At 66.9% G+C, this 16441-nt stretch carries 10 protein-coding genes; 1 reads left to right on the forward strand and 9 read right to left on the reverse strand.

Features of this window, described 5'->3' with window-relative positions; translation table 11 throughout:
* Position 1: 1 nt before the first annotated feature.
* On the reverse strand, positions 2-610 hold the full coding sequence (locus tag ACFWO8_RS09350) for a WXG100 family type VII secretion target (protein WP_378946742.1): 609 nt from the start codon (positions 608-610) through the stop codon (positions 2-4).
* Positions 611-1412: 802 nt separating this feature from the next.
* Between ACFWO8_RS09350 and ACFWO8_RS09355 the strand changes: the two genes are divergently transcribed.
* The gene (locus tag ACFWO8_RS09355) at positions 1413-1937 is read left to right on the forward strand and encodes a hypothetical protein (protein ID WP_378946745.1); all 525 of its coding nucleotides are present in this window, start codon (positions 1413-1415) and stop codon (positions 1935-1937) included.
* Between the two features lie 152 nt (positions 1938-2089).
* Here ACFWO8_RS09355 and ACFWO8_RS09360 read toward each other — a convergent pair whose 3' ends face one another.
* From ACFWO8_RS09360 to ACFWO8_RS09395, 8 genes are all read right to left on the reverse strand, one after another.
* Positions 2090-2671, reverse strand: coding sequence for a Uma2 family endonuclease (locus tag ACFWO8_RS09360; RefSeq protein ID WP_378946752.1), 582 nt, complete (start codon positions 2669-2671; stop codon positions 2090-2092).
* A gap of 104 nt (positions 2672-2775) precedes the next feature.
* Positions 2776-4320 (reverse strand): acyl-CoA carboxylase subunit beta, encoded by a 1545-nt coding sequence (locus ACFWO8_RS09365; protein ID WP_378946755.1) that lies wholly within the window; start codon positions 4318-4320, stop codon positions 2776-2778.
* 4 nt (positions 4321-4324) lie between these two features.
* A complete protein-coding gene (gene pks13, locus ACFWO8_RS09370) occupies positions 4325-9556 on the reverse strand; it encodes a polyketide synthase Pks13 (RefSeq protein WP_378946760.1) in 5232 nt (1743 codons plus the stop codon).
* A gap of 186 nt (positions 9557-9742) precedes the next feature.
* A complete protein-coding gene (fadD32, locus tag ACFWO8_RS09375; RefSeq protein WP_378946763.1) occupies positions 9743-11653 on the reverse strand; it encodes a long-chain-fatty-acid--AMP ligase FadD32 in 1911 nt (636 codons plus the stop codon).
* A gap of 185 nt (positions 11654-11838) precedes the next feature.
* Positions 11839-12858 carry an LLM class F420-dependent oxidoreductase gene (locus ACFWO8_RS09380; RefSeq protein WP_056822285.1) on the reverse strand — a complete coding sequence of 340 codons (1020 nt, stop codon included), beginning with the start codon at positions 12856-12858 and terminating at the stop codon, positions 11839-11841.
* A 140-nt stretch (positions 12859-12998) separates the two neighbouring features.
* Entirely contained in the window at positions 12999-13991 is a 993-nt protein-coding gene (locus ACFWO8_RS09385; RefSeq protein ID WP_378948150.1) for a cutinase family protein, read from the reverse strand.
* A complete protein-coding gene (locus ACFWO8_RS09390; RefSeq protein WP_378946769.1) occupies positions 13985-14488 on the reverse strand; it encodes a DUF732 domain-containing protein in 504 nt (167 codons plus the stop codon). Before ACFWO8_RS09390 ends, ACFWO8_RS09385 begins: the two co-directional genes overlap by 7 nt.
* A 113-nt stretch (positions 14489-14601) precedes the next feature.
* A complete protein-coding gene (locus ACFWO8_RS09395) occupies positions 14602-16395 on the reverse strand; it encodes an alpha/beta hydrolase-fold protein (RefSeq protein WP_378946774.1) in 1794 nt (597 codons plus the stop codon).
* Positions 16396-16441 lie beyond the last annotated feature (46 nt).

A 16441-nucleotide genomic window follows, 5' to 3' on the forward strand; every position in this document is an offset into this window, starting at 1 on the left:
ACTAACCGCCTTGCAGCATACGGTAATTGACGTCGATGGCGTTGGTGTACCGCCCATGCGCCGCCTTAGCCGCGTCGCTCATGTCGCGGATACCTTCCACGAATTCACGGGCCCCGACCGCCCACTGCTGATGGGCAACTTGGTACGCATCGGCGGCGACGCTCTCCCAACCGGTTCCGATCAGGCCGGCCACTTTGTCATCGATTTCGTCGAGATGGTCGCCGATGAATCCCGACAACCCGACGAGCTTGGTGACGATCTGCTCGAGGTGCTCGAGATTGACGGTGAATTCGGATGCCATCTCATAGCCCCGGTAGGTCGAGGCTGAACGAACCGAGCGCGGCGGAGTTGGCTTCGTCGCGTTGGTGTAGGTATCAGCGGTGACGCCGAGCTTTTCGGCCATCTCGACCAGCGCTGTCATGATCGCATTGCCGCCGGTTCGGGTTTCGGACCAGCCGGATGCGAAGGTGTTGGCGTAATCGCCGGTCCAACTCGATCCCGCGCAGGCGTCGACCTCGCGGGCAGCCGAGTCGAGCGCTTGGCGCAGCGTATCCGCCAGGCCGTAGACGTAGTTGCCGACTTCACGAACTTTGTCCGGGACAACAGTCAACGACTGGCCGTCCCCCCAGGGATGCTCATGGGCTTGATGGTAACCGGCGGGGCAGCTCAGCGGAGTCTGCCTGCATCCCAGCCGAGGCAGGCAAACCTCCGTCGAGCTTCGGGGATTGCAGCAAGTTGACACTGCGGGTCTGCGAAGAGGTCGCGGCGATGGGTGATTTCACGGAAGTGCCTGGCAGGAGCGAAAACTCGCCAGTTGCTCGGCGGGCCCGCAGTGTGTAGCGTCACACGAACAAGAACGGCCGCCCGGCGAGCTACCAACTCACCGAACGGCCTAGGTACGAAACAGACAACAGCTGTTCGCACCGTAGGGTGAAATCCTACATGCAACGGCTCGGCGCACCCTGCGCCGGGCTTTCGTCGTTCCAGGGGTGAAGTCCGCCCTGACGACGAGCTACCTGTGTCGTGCCCTGGGCCCCTGGCCGCTCCTGTCGGTCGTTATCGGAGAGCCCGACCGAGGGACAAACAACCCTGACACCCAGCCTCCTGCGAGCACCTTCGTCGTACGCCTCGCACGTACGCACCTGGTCGGTTCGGGAGTGCACACCTTCGCCCAGGTCCAGCATCGCCACACGCCGAAACAGGCGTGGGGCCAATTGTGTTGGCCGAGGACGCAAATCGGGGTTCGGTGCGGGGAAGCGGGCAGGGATGGTTACGACACCGGCACCCTTGGGTGCTCCGATCAGGTAGGTAAACCCGAACCGTCCCGACCAGATCGGTCTGGGTCCGTCAATTTGCCCACCACGGGGCACGCGGTACGGTGTCTCGACTCATCAAAGTTCTTGGGGGAATACGTGAAAGATCTCGTTTACTCGGTGCTGGGCGTAGTGTTCGGTGGCTTCCTCGTTTTCGGCGGAATCGCCACACTCAACAGCGGTGCCGACTGCGACGGCAAGGCCATGTCGGCGGGCCAGACCTGCGTGACGACCAGCAAGGGTTCATCGGTGGAGCGCGACGCCGCCGAGCAGGAAGCCCAGAACAAGCGCACCGGGTGGATGCTGATCGGCGGCGGCGCGCTGATGAGCGTCGGCTCCGCGTTCTGGCTGCGCAGCAATCTCCGGTCACGCCGGGCTCGCCGCGCCGCTACCACGCCGCAAGGGTTCCCGCCGGTCGGTGGATCACAGCCCGCCCCTAATGGGCTGCCACAGACTCAGGGCCAGTGGCAGCAGGCCGCACCCGCTCCGTATGGGTCGCCGCAAGCCCAGGGCCAGTGGCCGCAGGGAGCTCCCGGATACGGCGCACCCGCTTATGCGCCGCACGTTCAGAATCAACCGCAGGCGGGCGCCGGGTACAACGCGAACCCGAACTACCGGCGGTAGTGGGTCACCCAAACGCTCTGACGAAAACTGCCCGTCGCGGCACAACCGGCTCGACCCAGCGACCAGGTCGTATCGGACCGGCGACATGTTCACAGGAACGGTTGACGTGTCGGCGCCTTTCCCTGTGGCGATCGACCTCAACGGGATCTGACTCAGGAAACCCAGGCCTTCAGTGGCTCGGTGTCGATGCTGATGCCTACCGGGTCCGGTATCGAGACTTCGGTACCGAACGGCTGGATCAGGATTCGTTCGTAGTCGCCGTCGACGGGGTTGCTGCGGACCACGACGCAGCCTTTCTCTCGGTCGATCAAGAGGTAGACCGGGATGCCCGTTCGGGCGTAGGCGCGGGGCTTTTCGCAGCGGTCGCGACGGTCGGTGTCTTGGTCGTGGGAGGTCACCTCGACGACCATCAGAACCGGGGCCGGGTCGGCCCACTCCGACTGGCCCGCGAAAACTCCGGTGGGCGCCAGCGTGCCGTCAGGGCGCGCTCGGCCGGTGCGGTAGGAGTCGATCTTCAGTCCGCGTTCGGGGAATAGCCACAGCTCGGGCCGAAACACGAGCAGGACGCGCATCAGCCACTCGAGCACGCAATCATGGTCCCCGTCCGGCACTGCCTTCGCCCCCAGCTTCCCGTCGACGTACTCCAGACGAACACCCTCCGAAACACGACCGGCGACGCGAGCAAGTTCTTCGAACTCCCCGGTCGTCATGAGCGGCTCAGGCGCTGCGGTCATGGCAACAACGATACCCAGCGGCGATCAGGTTTGGGCCTGCTGAGCCCCAGATACGCAAACGGGCCGCCTCGGAAGTTTCCGTGGCGGCCCGTTCGGGGTTCTGGTTAAAGCGGCAACACGTGGTGCTTGCGGGGGTTGCGCTGGATCTTCTTGTCCTGGAGCAACTTCAGGGCTCGGCGGAGTTCGAGGCGGGTGGTGGCCGGTTCGATGATGGCGTCGATGAAGCCGCGTTCGGCTGCTACCCAGGGGGTGGCGACGTTGGCGTTGTAGAAATCGATCAGGTTTTGGCGGATGGCGGCGCGCTGGTCTTCGGGGGCGGCGGCGATCTGGGCGGCGCCGAGGAGGCTGACCGCGCCTTCCGCGCCCATGACGGCGATGCGGGCGGTGGGCCAGGCGAGGTTGATGTCGGCGCCGAGTTGCTTGGAGCCCATCACCGCGTAGCCGCCGCCGTAGGACTTGCGGACCACCAGGGTGATCTTGGGGACCGAGGCCTCGACGTAGGAGAACAGGAAGCGGCCGCCGCGTTTGATGACGCCGACTTTCTCCTGCTCGACGCCGGGCAGGAAGCCGGGGGTGTCGACGACGAAGATCAGCGGGATCTCGAACGCGTCGCACAGGCGCACGAAGTGCGAGGCCTTGTCGGAGGCGCGGGCGTCGAGGGCGCCTGCCGCCGACATCGGCTGGTTGGCGACGACGCCGACGGTGCGGCCGTCGATGCGGGCGTAACCGGTGATGATGTTCTGGCCGGATTCGGCGCTGATCTCCTTGAACTCACCGTCGTCGAAGATGCGCAGCAGGATGTCGTACATGTCGTAGCCCGCGTTGTCGGAGTCGGGCATGAACGTGTTCAGCTCGCGGTCGGAGTCGGTGATCTCCGGCTCGAGACCGGGGTTCACCACCGGCGGCAGTTCCTGGCAGCTCGACGGCATATAGCTCAGGTACTCGCGCACCCACTGGAAGGCCGCGGCCTCGTCCTTGGCGACATGGTGGATGTTGCCGTTCTCGGCCTGGGTGCGGGCGCCGCCCAGCTCCTCGAGGCTGACATCCTCGCCGGTGACTTGTTTGATGATCTTAGGACCGGTGACGAACATCTTGGTGTCCTCGGTCGCCACGACGACGTCGGTGCAGATGGGCTGATACACCGCGCCACCAGCGCAGTTACCGAACAGCACCGAGACGAGCGGCACCATGCCCGAGAGCGGCTCGACATTGGTAGCCAGCCACGCGGTCCAAGCGAGCGAACTGATCGCGTCCTGCACGCGCGCGCCACCGGAATCATTGATGCCGACCAGCGGGATGCCGACCTTGGACGCGTACTGCATCAGCCGACACAGCTTGCGGCCGAACGCCTCGCCGACCGAACCGCCGTACACGGTCTGGTCGTGCGAGAACACCGCGACCGGCCGACCATCGACCAACCCGTGCCCAGCCACGACACCATCGCCGTAGAGCGCGTTGGGGTCGCCAGCGGTGCGCACGAGCGCGCCGATCTCGACGAAGGTGCCCGGATCCATCAGCATGTTGATCCGGTCGCGCGCGCTTGGAATGCCCTTGTGCGCCCGCCTGGCGATGCCCTTCTCACCGGCGGGTTCTTTGGCGAGCTCGAGCCGCTCGTGTAGATCGGCAAGCTTTTCGGCGGTCGTGCTCACTTACTTATTCTCCCTTTGCGGAAATCGCGGCCAGCTTGGCGGCGAGGTCGGCACCGATCTGGCCGATCCGCGGTTCGTCGACAATCTGTAGGTGGTCGCCCGGAATGTGGACGACCTCCAGGTTCGGAACGTACTCGTCCCAGCCACCGTTTGGCCTGCGATCGGCGAAGCGAGGCTCGAGCTCGATAGCGCCGTCGTGGTAGCGGTCGGCCAGGTAGAGCACCACATCGCCGTCGTACTGGCGGGGCTCCACCTGCAGCAGTGCGCGGTTCTCGAGCCACGAGGTGCGCTGATGTTCGAGCACACCGCCAGGGATCTTCGCGCCCGAGAGCTTGATCAGGTCGCTGATCATCGAGAACTGTTCAGTGTCGGACACCGCTGCCAGTTCCTCGAGCTGCTCTCGGTCGAGCGTGGTGGGCACGTTGTAGGTCTTCTTGGCGAACGCCTGATACCGCTCCAGGCGACGCACACGCTCCTCGGGGCTGTTGTCCTCGCCCTCGACCGTCATCGCGAGGTCGATGAGACCGACATAGCGCACGTCGGCGCCTTCCTCGCGCAGCAACTGGCCTACCTGCATAGCCAGCACAGCACCCAGCGACCAGCCGTACAGCACGTACGGACCATCGCCCTGGATCTTGCGCAGCTCTGGCAGGTACTCGCGCGCACGGTCCTCGATGGAACCCTCGACCCGCTCGAAGCCGTAGACCGGAGTGTCGGCAGGCAGTCGCTTCATCAGCGGCTCGTAGACCAGGGTGTTGCCACCGGCCGGATGGAAGACGAACAGCGGGACGGTGTCGGAGCCCTCGGGACGGGCACGCAGCGGACGGATGAAGCCCTCCACGTCGGCGCCACTGTCCTGCAGGTTGCGGACGATATCGGCGAGCAGCTCGATGGTCTCGCAGTCGAGCACGTCGTCGATGGTGACCTCGGCACCCACCCGCTCGGTGAGGCGGGCCGCCATCTTCTCGGCGACTTCCTCCTCGAGAATCGGCAGGGTGTTGAAGATGCCACCCGGCGAAGCACCAGTGACGACAGCCCAGGTGGCGTAGGTCAGGCGCTCTGCCGCGTCACGTGGCGGAACGTTGTCCTCATCGGCGCTCGCATCGGCGAAGTAGTCGATGTCAGCCTGCTCCGAAACTGCTTCGGCGGCAGCGTCGTTGGCAGACGCAGCCACCTCGGCGACAGTCGCGGCCTCGGCGACAGCACCCGCTTCAGAAGCGGTCGGGGCACTGGCATCAGTCGGCGCGGCATCCGAAACCGGTTCGGCAGCAGCAGCTTCCGACGACAGCTCGGCCTCGGCCTGCTTCGCCACCGCCAACGGATCCTCACCCGCGGCGATCGCGGCCCGAGCAGCCTCGACGAAGTTGGCGTCGACACCCAGCTCGACATCTTCACCGGCGGCCTTGGCGGCAGCCTGCTTCTCCGCCATCGCCGCGACCTCGTCGCGATGCTCGATCGCGTAGCGCAGCACCTTCGACACCTCGTTGAGGCTGGCGTCGCGCACGGCCGAGATCTGCAGCTGCGGGATGTCGAATTCGTATTCGACGCGGTTCTTGATGCGCATCGCCATCAGCGAGTCGAGGCCGAGTTCCATCAGCGGGATCTCCATCGGGAGGTCCTCGACGGCGTAGCCCATGGATTCGGCGACGATGACACACAGCCGCTGCTCGATGGTCTCGCCGCTGTCGGGGCTCCAGCGGTCGCCGGTGGCGATGGCGATCTCGGCGGCGGTCGGCGCGGCTTCGGCGACCGGAACCGCCACGGCGACAACGGGTTCGGGGAGAGCGGCACCGGAGGTGACGACCGCGTCGAACAGCAGGGTGAACGCGGCGCCGGACTTGGCGTGCACCTGGACCGACGCACCACCGAGGTGCGGCGTCAACGTGGTGGTCAGCGTGCCCGCGGTGGGCAGTGCGGCGTGCGGATGTGAAACAGCGACCGCGACATCGGAAAGGACCTGTGCGGCAGCGGCTTTCACCAGCACGGCCAGGTCACTGACCGAGGAGGCCTGAATCTCCCAGGCGTGACGGCCGTCCGGCATGGCCACGTGCGCGCCGGGCACACGGGTATTCCCGCCGCCCGAGGACATCGACACCTTGGGCCAGTACTCCTTGCGCACGAACGCGGTTCGCGGCACGTCGGCGTAATCACCTTCGGGCAGCAGCGAACTCAGGTTCACGGCGTGGCCGTGCACGTAGAGCTGGGCGAGCGCGCCGATCACACCGGCGGACTCGTCTTCCTTACGCTTCAAAGTCGGGATGAGCTGCGCGTCGTGCACGCCCGCCGCGAACGTGGTGCCCAGCACCTGCATCAGCGCAACGGAATTGGGTGCCAGCTCCAGGAACGTGGTGTGCCCGGAGTCGATGGCGGCCTTGATCGCGTTGGTGAAGTACACCGAGCCACGCATGTTCTTCACCCAGTAGGGCTCGTTGTGAACCGGCTCGGAGCCTGCCTTGAAGAACAGGCCCTCGTGCACCGTGGAGTACAGACCGGTCCGCAGCGCGGTCGGCTCGATACCCGCCAGTTCGGCGGCCAACTCGCCGAGCAGCGGGTCCATCTGTGAGGTATGGCCGGCGCCCCGGGTCTGGAGGATGCGGGCGAACTTACCCGAAGCTTCCACCTCGGCGACGATCTGCTCGACCTGCTCACGCGGCCCGCCGATGACCGTGTTGGTCGGTGCGGCGTACACCCCGACCTCCACATCGGGGAAGCGCGGCAGCAGTTCGGCGACATCGTGGGCGCTGAGCTCGACCAGTGCCATATTGCGCACGTCGTCGTCGCTCAGCATCTGCTCGCCCTCGCCCATCAGGCGCGAGCGGGCGCAGATCACGCGCACCGCGTCCTCGATGCTCAGGCCGCCCGCGATATACGCACCCGCGACCTCACCCATCGAATGACCAACCACCGCAGCGGGTTCCGCGCCGTGCGCGCGCAGCACCGCGGCCAGGCCCAGCTGGGTGGTGAAGATTCCGACCTGGCAGGTGCCGACGTCGTAGTCCTGCTCGTCGTCGAGGAACATCTCGCGGATCGAGTAGCCCGCCTCGTCCTGCACCAGCGCGTCGACCTCGTCGACGGTCGCGCGGAAGATCGAGTTCTCGTTGTAGAGCTGCTTGGACATCTTGCGGTGCTGCGCGCCGAAGCCACACATCACCCACACCGGCGCGGCGGCGGCCGGGGAATCGGCGGTGAACACACCGGCGCCGGGCTTGCCTTCGGCGATGGCGCGCAGACCGGCGACGGCCTCGTCGTGGGTCTTGGCCAGCACCACACCGCGCGAACGCTGGTGGCTGCGCTTGGCCAGCGAGCGAGCCACATCGACCAGCGGCACGTCCTTGCCCGCACCCGCCAGCCATTCGGCCAGGTCGGCGGCCGCGCGCTTGCGGCGCGAGGGCAGGTAGGCGGATACGGCCAGGATCACCGGGAGCGGTTCAGCGCGCTCGCCGTCCCACTCGAGCACGGGCTCCACCGGCTCAACGGCGGCCTCGGTGATCGCGATGGCCTCGGCGACCACATCGGTGGTCTCCTCGCCCTCGATCTCCTCGGCGGCGACCTGCTCGGCGGTCACGTCCTCGACAACCGGAGCCGTCGGCACGTACTCCTGCAGCACCATGTGCGCGTTGGTGCCACCGAAACCGAAGCCGGAGATGCCGACGGTAGCGACGCCGCTGTAGCGCGGGTACTCGGTCGCCTCGTCGACGACCTTGAGGTTGGCCTGCTCGAACGGGATGTACGGGCTCGGGCCCGCGTAGTTGATGCTCGGCGGAATCACGTTGTGCTGGAACGACATCAGCACCTTGGCGAGACTCGCGGCGCCCGCGCCGGATTCGAGGTGACCGAAGTTGGACTTGGCCGAACCGAGCAGGGCGGGCTTGTCGGCATCGCGGCCACGGCCGACGACGCGACCGAGCGCTTCGGCCTCGATCGGGTCGCCGATGGGGGTGCCGGTGCCGTGCGCCTCGATGTAGTCGACCGTGGAAGGGACGATGCCCGCGTCACGGTAGGCGGCGCGCAGGACGTCGGCCTGTGCCTCGGGGTTGGGTGCGAACAGGCCATTGGAGCGGCCGTCGGAGTTCACCGCGGAGCCCTTGATGACGCCCATGATGTTGTCGCCGTCGCGCTCGGCGTCGGCCAGGCGCTTGAGCACGACCATGCCGGCGCCTTCGGAACGAACCATGCCATCGGCATCCGAAGAGAACGCCTTGATGTGCCCGTCCTTGGCGACAGCGCCGTTCTGGTCGAAACCGAGGGTGATGACCGGAGCCAGGATCATGTTCACGCCACCGGCGATCGCCACCTCGGCCTCGCCGGAACGCAGCGCGCGCACGGCCTGGTGCACGGCGACGATGGTCGACGAGCAGGCGGTGTCGACGGTGACCGAGGGGCCACGGAAGTCGTAGAAGTAGGAGACGCGATTGGCGATGACACCAGTCGAGCCGCCGAGCAGCGCGTATCCCCGGGACGAGGCAGGCGCGTCGGGATCGGTGTCGCCGAGACCGAGCGAGGCGATCATCTGGAAATCGTTGGTGGACGAGCCGACGAACACGCCGACCTGCTCACCCTTGAGGTCACTGGCCGGGATGCGCGCGTGCTCGAGCGCCTCCCAGGTGAGTTCCATCATCAACCGCTGCTGCGGGTCGACCTGCTCGACCTCGATCGGCGACATCGCGAAGAACTCGGCGTCGAAACCCTTGACCACGTCTTGGTCGAGGTAGCCGCCGAGGGTGTTGGCCTGGTCGATGGTCTTGGCGACGGACGGATCGGTCAGGAACTCCGACCAGCGACCTTCGGGCAGCTCACGGATCGCGTCACCGCGTCCGATGATGAACTCCCAGGTCGACTCGGGCGTGGTACCCGCACCCGGCAGACGCGTGGACAGACCGACTACCGCGATGTCGTGCGCCTCGGACGGCGCGAACGCGGCGGTGTAGTCCGAGGAGTCCTCGGGCTCGGGCTCCGGCTCACCGTTGACGATGATCTCGGCCAGCGACGCGATCGTCGGATGCTGGTAGATCACCGTCGGGGCCAGCGAGACTCCGGTGTGGTCCTCGATGTCACCACCGAGGGCGAGGGCGTCGCGCGAGGCGAGGCCGAACTCCTCCATCGGCCGGTCGACGGTGATCGCGTCGACAGACTGTCCGGTCGCGTCGGCGACCCAGCGGCGCAGCCATTCGCGCAGCTCGGCTACCGAAAGCTCACCGCCGGTCGGCGGGGTCGCGTTGTCACCGGAAGGAGTCATCGCACGGTCGTCATTCTGGGCGCCATCGTTGTCACCGGAAGCGGTCGTCCCGGGACGATCACTGTTCTGGGAGCCATCGTTATGAACCATCAGTCCTCAAGCTACCTGTCTGTGTGCAGGGCGCGCCGTGGAACTCCACGCCCGCCATGCAGGCGCATGCCGGGCGTCGTGTCCGTGTCGAGCCAATTACTCTTCCGGTGCATCGGGGAAAGCCTGCTGGGTGTAACCACCGCGCAGCGTTCCCTCGAGGTAGGCGGCCTTGCAGGCGCGCCGGGCGATCTTGCCGCTGGAGGTTCGCGGGATGGAACCGGCGGGCACCAGCAGGATGTCACGAGCGGTCACGCCGTGGCGCATCGACACCGCGGCACGCACCGCGTCGGCGATCGGGCCGGGGTCGGCCTTACCGGCGCCGGGGCCACGTTCGGCCACGACCACCAGCTGCTCGGACGCGTCGTCGACGTCGAACTTCAGGCCGGAATGGCTGTCGGCGGCGAAGACCTCGGCGGGCAGCTGATTGGCGGGCACCGCGAAGGCCGCGACGAAACCGGGACGCAGCGCCTTGGAGGCCTCCTGTGCGGAGTACTCCAGGTCCTGCGGGTAGTGGTTGCGTCCGTCGACGATCACCAGGTCCTTGACGCGACCGGTGATGTAGAGCTCGCCCTCGAAGTACACACCGAAGTCGCCGGTGCGCATCCAGTCGGCATCGGGATCGGTGCCGTCGGTGTGGCCGCCGGCGACCGGCTCGGTGACCTTGTTACGGAACGCCTTGGTCGACTCGTCGGGGCGACCCCAGTAACCGATGCCCATGTTGTTGCCGTGCAGCCAGATCTCGCCGACCTGGCCGTCGGGCAGTTCGCGGCCCTGCGCGGTGTCCGCCGATTCCGGATCCACGATCGCGGCCCACTGCGACAACCCGACGTAACCACACGACACCTGCGCGATGGCGGTCTCGTCGGACTGGTCGACGCGCACCATGCGGCCCGCGTTGAGTTCGTTGCGATCGACGTAGACGTACTTGGCCTCGTCCTCGGCGCGGGTAGCCGAGACGAACAGCGTCGCCTCCGCCATGCCGTAGCACGGCTTGATCGCGGTCTTGGGCAGCCCGAACGGCGCGAATGCCTCGTTGAACTTCTTCATCGAGGAGACCGTCACCGGCTCGGACCCGTTGATCAGGCCGATCACATTCGACAGGTCGAGCGACTCGCCCGCCTTGGGCACACCACGCGCGGCGGCGTGCTCGAACGCGAAGTTCGGCGCGGCCGCGAACGTGCCCGCACCGTCGGAGACCGCGGCCAGCTCGTTGATCCAGCGCGAGGGACGCCGCACGAACGCACTCGGCGACATGATGGTGATGAACTTGCCGCCGACCGCGGGCAGGATCACCGTGAGCAGGCCCATGTCGTGGAACAGCGGGAGCCAGGTGACACCACGCGAGTTCTCGTTCATGTTCAGCGACTTGATCATCTGCAGCAGGTTGGTGGCGACCGCGCGGTGCGTGATCTCCACACCGGCGGGCACCCGGGTGGAACCCGAGGTGTACTGCAGGTAGGCGATGTCACCGACCGCGGTGTCGGGGCGCACCCAGGAGTCACCGAGCGTGTCCGGGATGGCGTCGACGGCGATGATGCGCGGGCGCTGCGCGGCGGGCAGCGAGCGGAAGAACTGGCGCACACCGGCGGCCGAGGAGGTCGCGGTGAGGATCGCCGACGGCTCGCAGTCGCCGAGGACGGCGTGCAAGCGGTCGGTGTGGCCCGGCTCGTCGGGATCGAACAGCGGCACCGAGATGGTGCCAGCGTAGATCGCCGCGAAGAAGGAGATCACGTAGTCCAGGCCCTGCGGCGCGAGGATCGCGACCCGGTCGCCCGGGTTGGTCACCTGTTGCAGGCGAGCGGCCACCGCGCGCAGCCGAACTCCGAACTCCTGCCAGGTCAGCTCGTGCACCTCGCCGTCACGTTCCCGCGAATAGTCGATGTAGCGGTACGCGAGCGTATTCGCATCGTTACGGGTGTGCTTCTCGACGTGATCGACCAGGGTCCGACCCTCGGGAATGATGATGTTCCCGGTCTCGTCCAGGTAGTCGTCGAAAGTCTCTTCCATTCCTTCTTCTCCTTGCGAGGACGCGATGACAAGCTCTGCGGCCTCGACTCGCTATATCGCCACCGGCCATCGCACTCGCACGAACGTGCGTAGTCGACAACCCTGCGGATTTTCGAGCGGTCTGCGCGGTGACCGCTATCGGCTAGATGTTCTCAAACCAGAGTCATGTTACAGAGAACCCCCGCTCAGTCCTCCCGCAGCAGCGGAATGACAGGCGCGAAAGCGTCCATCTGGGTGGGGAAGATGCCCACATACGACATCGAAGTGAGTTGCCGCACACGCTTGACCTGTTCGGCGATCTCCTCGAACGTGCCGATCGCGATGTAAGGCGAGCTCAGGATCTCCTCGACGGTCAGTTCGACGTCGACTTCGAGGTCGGGATGCAGGCCGCGTTCGATCGCGCGCAGCGCCATCTCGGCGGTCTTCTCCCGGTCGTCGGTGATGACGATAGCGGTGATCGCCCAGTTCAGCTCGATGTCGGCGAAGCGGTCACCGGCAGCGGCCTTGACGATGTTGACCTTCTCGATCGTCTTCTCGAGCGTAATGCCCGAGAGCAGGCCCTTGCCGTTCTTGGTGGTCTGCGGGACGACCGAGACGATATCGGCGTGCTTGGCCGCCAGCGCCAGCATCTTCGGACCGCCGCCACCGGTGCACAGCGGCGGGCGCGGGCCCTGGCGCGGGCGCGGGGTGCCCTTGATGCCACGCACCTGGTAGTGCTTGCCCTCGAAATTGCACTCCTGGCCGCGCAGCAGCGTGTCCAGGATGGTCAGCGACTCGTCGAGCTTCTCCAGCCGGATGCCGGGACGCTCGAACGGGATGCCCGCGTTGTCGAACTCTTCCTTGATCCAGCCCGCGCCGACGCCGACCTCGAGGCGCCCCTTGGACAGGACATCGAGGGTGGCCAGCTCCTTGGCGACCACGACCGGATGGCGCAACCCATTGGCCAGCACCGAGGTGCCGAGGCGGATCTTGCTGGTGGCCTGCGTGAGTGCGCCCAGCGCGGCGATCGGGCCGATCTGATCGCCCAGGTGATCAGGAACGAAGAAGGTGTCGTAACCCATCTCTTCGGCTTCCTGCGCCGTCTGAACGAACTTGCGCGCGCCACCCTCCTGCTTGTTGCCCTCTCCGGCCGCTCCGAAGCGGAACGGACGCAGCGGCGTACCCAGCGCGGTCAACTCACCGACGGGTGCGGCAGCTTCGGTCATGAACTCTTCGCTCCTGGCTGGTGTGTACTCGGGCGCAATTCCCAGCGCACTTTACAGCGTGCGAGCGATCCGGCGTGCGGATGTCACAGCGAGGCATGAACCATGGCAATCATGCCCCCGCTGTGACTGTGACAACTCCGTCAGGAATGTGGCGGATGTGGTGCGTTCTCGATGAGCGCGGCGGCCCAGTCGACCGTCCACTGGGTGGCCGTTGTGCCGTCGCTGTCCACCGGATTCGAGGCGTACAGCGCGTGCACCGGGTTGCCGGCCGAGCGGATCAGCGCCGCCAGGCTGCCGAGCGCGTTGGCCGGATTGAGGGCCTGGCGTGGTGCGTCGCAGATCATGTCGCCGGGCGCGCAGATGGAGTTCACCTTCGGTGCCAGCGTGCCGAAACCGCCAGGGCGCGGACCGGTCATGCTGATGCCCGGCACGTTGACGCCCTTGAGCGCCACCTCGGCACCCTCACCCGTCGGCGGGGGGTCACCGATCTCGGTGGGCTGTCCTGGACCGGTCGCGGTGCGGCGGCCGTCGGCGATCACTGTCACGCCGAGCACGTTGGCTTCCGGGATCGGGCCGTTGCCCGCGCCGATCTGGGCGGCTACGTCACCGGCGATCACCGCGCCCTGGGAGAAGCCCGAGATGACGAAGTTCGTCAACGGGCATTCCTGGTGGCGCTGGGCCAGGACGTCGGTGGCGCGCGCGGTGCCCTCGGTGCGGCTGTTGTTGTAGGACGCCTGGCCGTCGGGCGGGAACGCGATCGGATTCGAGAACTGGGCCACGTACGGGACCGTGTACACCTCGAGCCGGTTGTCCGGGAACTGCGCGCGCAGCGGCCCGGAAACGCTGAGCATCAACGAGATCGGGTTCGCGTGCGGGTTATACGGATCGTCGGTGCTCGACGACTCCCAGGTCCCCGGGATCGAGAGCAGCATCACATCGGGGCACTCCGCCGACTGCGACGTCGGCGGCGGCGGACCGGGCGGCGTCGGTGGCGGCTCTTTCAACCGGCCGGCGAGCAGGTACCAGAGCAGCACGATGACGATGATCGCCAGGACGAGCAGCGCCAGCACGGTGAAGCATCCCGCAGGCCAGAACCTGCGGGAGCGTCGCGTCGGTCGGGGCGTCACTAGCAGTAGGTCGAGTTCGCGGCAGCGATGTAGATCTGAGCTGCCTTGTTGACGTCCATCTTCGACGCGTCGAAGGCGGGGTCGGTGCCCGCCATCGCGGCGACGAAGGTGGCGACATCGGCCTCACTGGCGCCGGTGCCCTTGGTCGAGCAGATGTAGGTGGCGGCGGTCAGCGCGCTCGTCGTGTCGGCCGGGGTGATGCCGTTCTTGGCGAGCTCGTCGAGGAACGCCTTGTCCTTGCCGGTCGCGGGCGCGGGGGCGCTGGTCTGCGGGATGGGCGTCGGCTCCTCGGCAGACGCGCTCGGCTCCACCGCGGTGCTCGACGGGGCCTCGGCCGGCGGCTCGATGACCACAGGCGGCGTCGTTGTCGACTTCGCGGCTGCGCTGCTGGAGAGGGTGGGCGTCTGCGACGCGGTCGAGTCGTTGCCGCCACAGGCGGACAAGAGGGCGACGGCAGCCAGGGCCGCGACCGATCCGGCTACCTTGCCAGGGATCCGATGCATGAAGATGTCTTTCCTCGATCGTTCGTCAGGGAAGCGGTCGCAGACCAGGCTAGCCGGACAATCGGCGCTGACGGGCACCACGCGGCGAAGCTCAGAGAGTTCTCAGCCCGAGCTCACACCCCGTGGACTTCGGATTTGCCATCTCGCACCACGATGAACCCGGTCTGAAAGTTTTGCTGGATTCCGCCCGGAACTGCGAATTCGTCGCTCACCGGATACCCGAGCCTGCCGTTCTCGAACCCCTGCGCACCCCAGGCGTCGGCGAGCGCGCCGTTGCGCACCGACCAGGCGCCCGAGAGCGGGCTCCAGTAGATATTGCCGCCCTCGAACCGGCTGTAGCGCCCGAGATCCTTCAGCGGCGCCTCCTCGGCGACCGGGAAACCGAGCGGGCTGTTCTCGAAGCCGAGCTGGCTGTACTTGTCCAGGATGAAGCCCTGCACCCGGTGTGCGCCGGTGGCCGGGCTGTAGAACATCGGCCCGTGTTCGAAGGCCTGTACCGAGCCGTCACGGCTGGGTGTGCGCGCCTCGGCGGCCACCGGGTAGCCGGCGGGACCGCCCTCGAAGCCCTGCTTGGCCCACTCCTCGAGGAACGCGCCGCGCATCACCTGCGCGCCGGTCTGGGGGGTCCAGTAGATCGAGCCGCCTTCGAAGGTCTGCATGCGGCCGCGCCCGTCGGGTAGGCCGTGCTCGCCTCCGGTGGGCATGCCGAGCGGCGAGGACGCGCCGCCGATACCGGCGTAGGTACCTCCGATGCGCCCGCCCACCGCGTGCGTGCCCGCCGCGGCGGAATGGAACACGCGGCCGTTCGAGAAGTCCTGCACCATTCCGGTGCCCGCCGGGTACTCCGCGGTCAGGCAGTTGCCAAGCCAGTTCACCGCTTGCGCGACCCCGGCGATCGCACCGCCGAGCGTGCAGGTGGCGCCGCCGGGATCGGTACCGAGCGCCGCGGCCGCCTGCGACCAGGACTGACGCATCTCGAAATCCCAGTAGGGCCACGTGTGGGTGCCCGCGGGGCGGTAATTCGCCTGCACCGGGATCGCCAGCTTCTCGAGCTTGGCGACGAAGTTCTGGGTGGACAGGCGCGAGAGGATCTCCAGGCCGGTGCCCGCCCAGTTCTCGGCGATCATCGGCACTCCACTGAGCTGATCGTGGGTGCCCGCCAGCCCGCTACCGCTGGAGACGTACATGCTGATGCCCTCGAGCTTGTCGGCCAGCAGATACGGATCGTGCGCATCCCACTCCGGGCTGCCGGGAGGGCCCCACATCGCGCTCGAGTCGAAACCGCCCGCGTCCTTGACGGCGAACGTGATCGCCTGCGGCATCCCGAGTGTCGTCGTAGTGAGCAGGCCCGAGTAGGAGGCCACGTATTTCATCAGCCCGGGGTTGCGGCCCGCGAGATTCATCGCGGCCGTTCCGCCCATCGAAAGTCCTTGCACCCCACGCACATCCGTGGTTCGCCAATCACGCTCGAGGATCGGCGGGAGTTCCTTGGTCAGGAACGTCTCCCACTTGTAGTTGAAGCCGTTGTCGGGCGAGAGCCAGTCCGAATACCAGCTCGACTGGCCGCCGACCGGCAGCACCACGTTGACATTCTTGTCGGCGTAGAAGCCCTCGGCGTCGGCGTCCTTGGTCCAGCCGCTCTCGTCGTCCTGCGCGCGCAGACCGTCGAGCATGAGCATCATCGGGAACTTCGCGTCGGGGCGCACATTCCAGTCCCGCGCCAACAGCATCTGCACCTGGATCGGGGTCTTCATGGCGGCCGAGTACACCCACAGCGCCACCCGCCGATCCGAGAGCCAATCCACCCGCTGCACCCCGGACACCGCCGGTTGCGCCTGCGCGGGAACGCTGACGGCTGGTGCGAGCAGGGCCGCGGCCATGGCCGCGATGGCGAGGATCCGCCGCATCGGCGCTGAAACACTCTGAACCGAGACACGATGTTTCATCACACGC

It is taken from the genome of Nocardia sp. NPDC058480 (assembly GCF_042720495.1).
Classification (GTDB): Bacteria; Actinomycetota; Actinomycetes; order Mycobacteriales; family Mycobacteriaceae; genus Nocardia.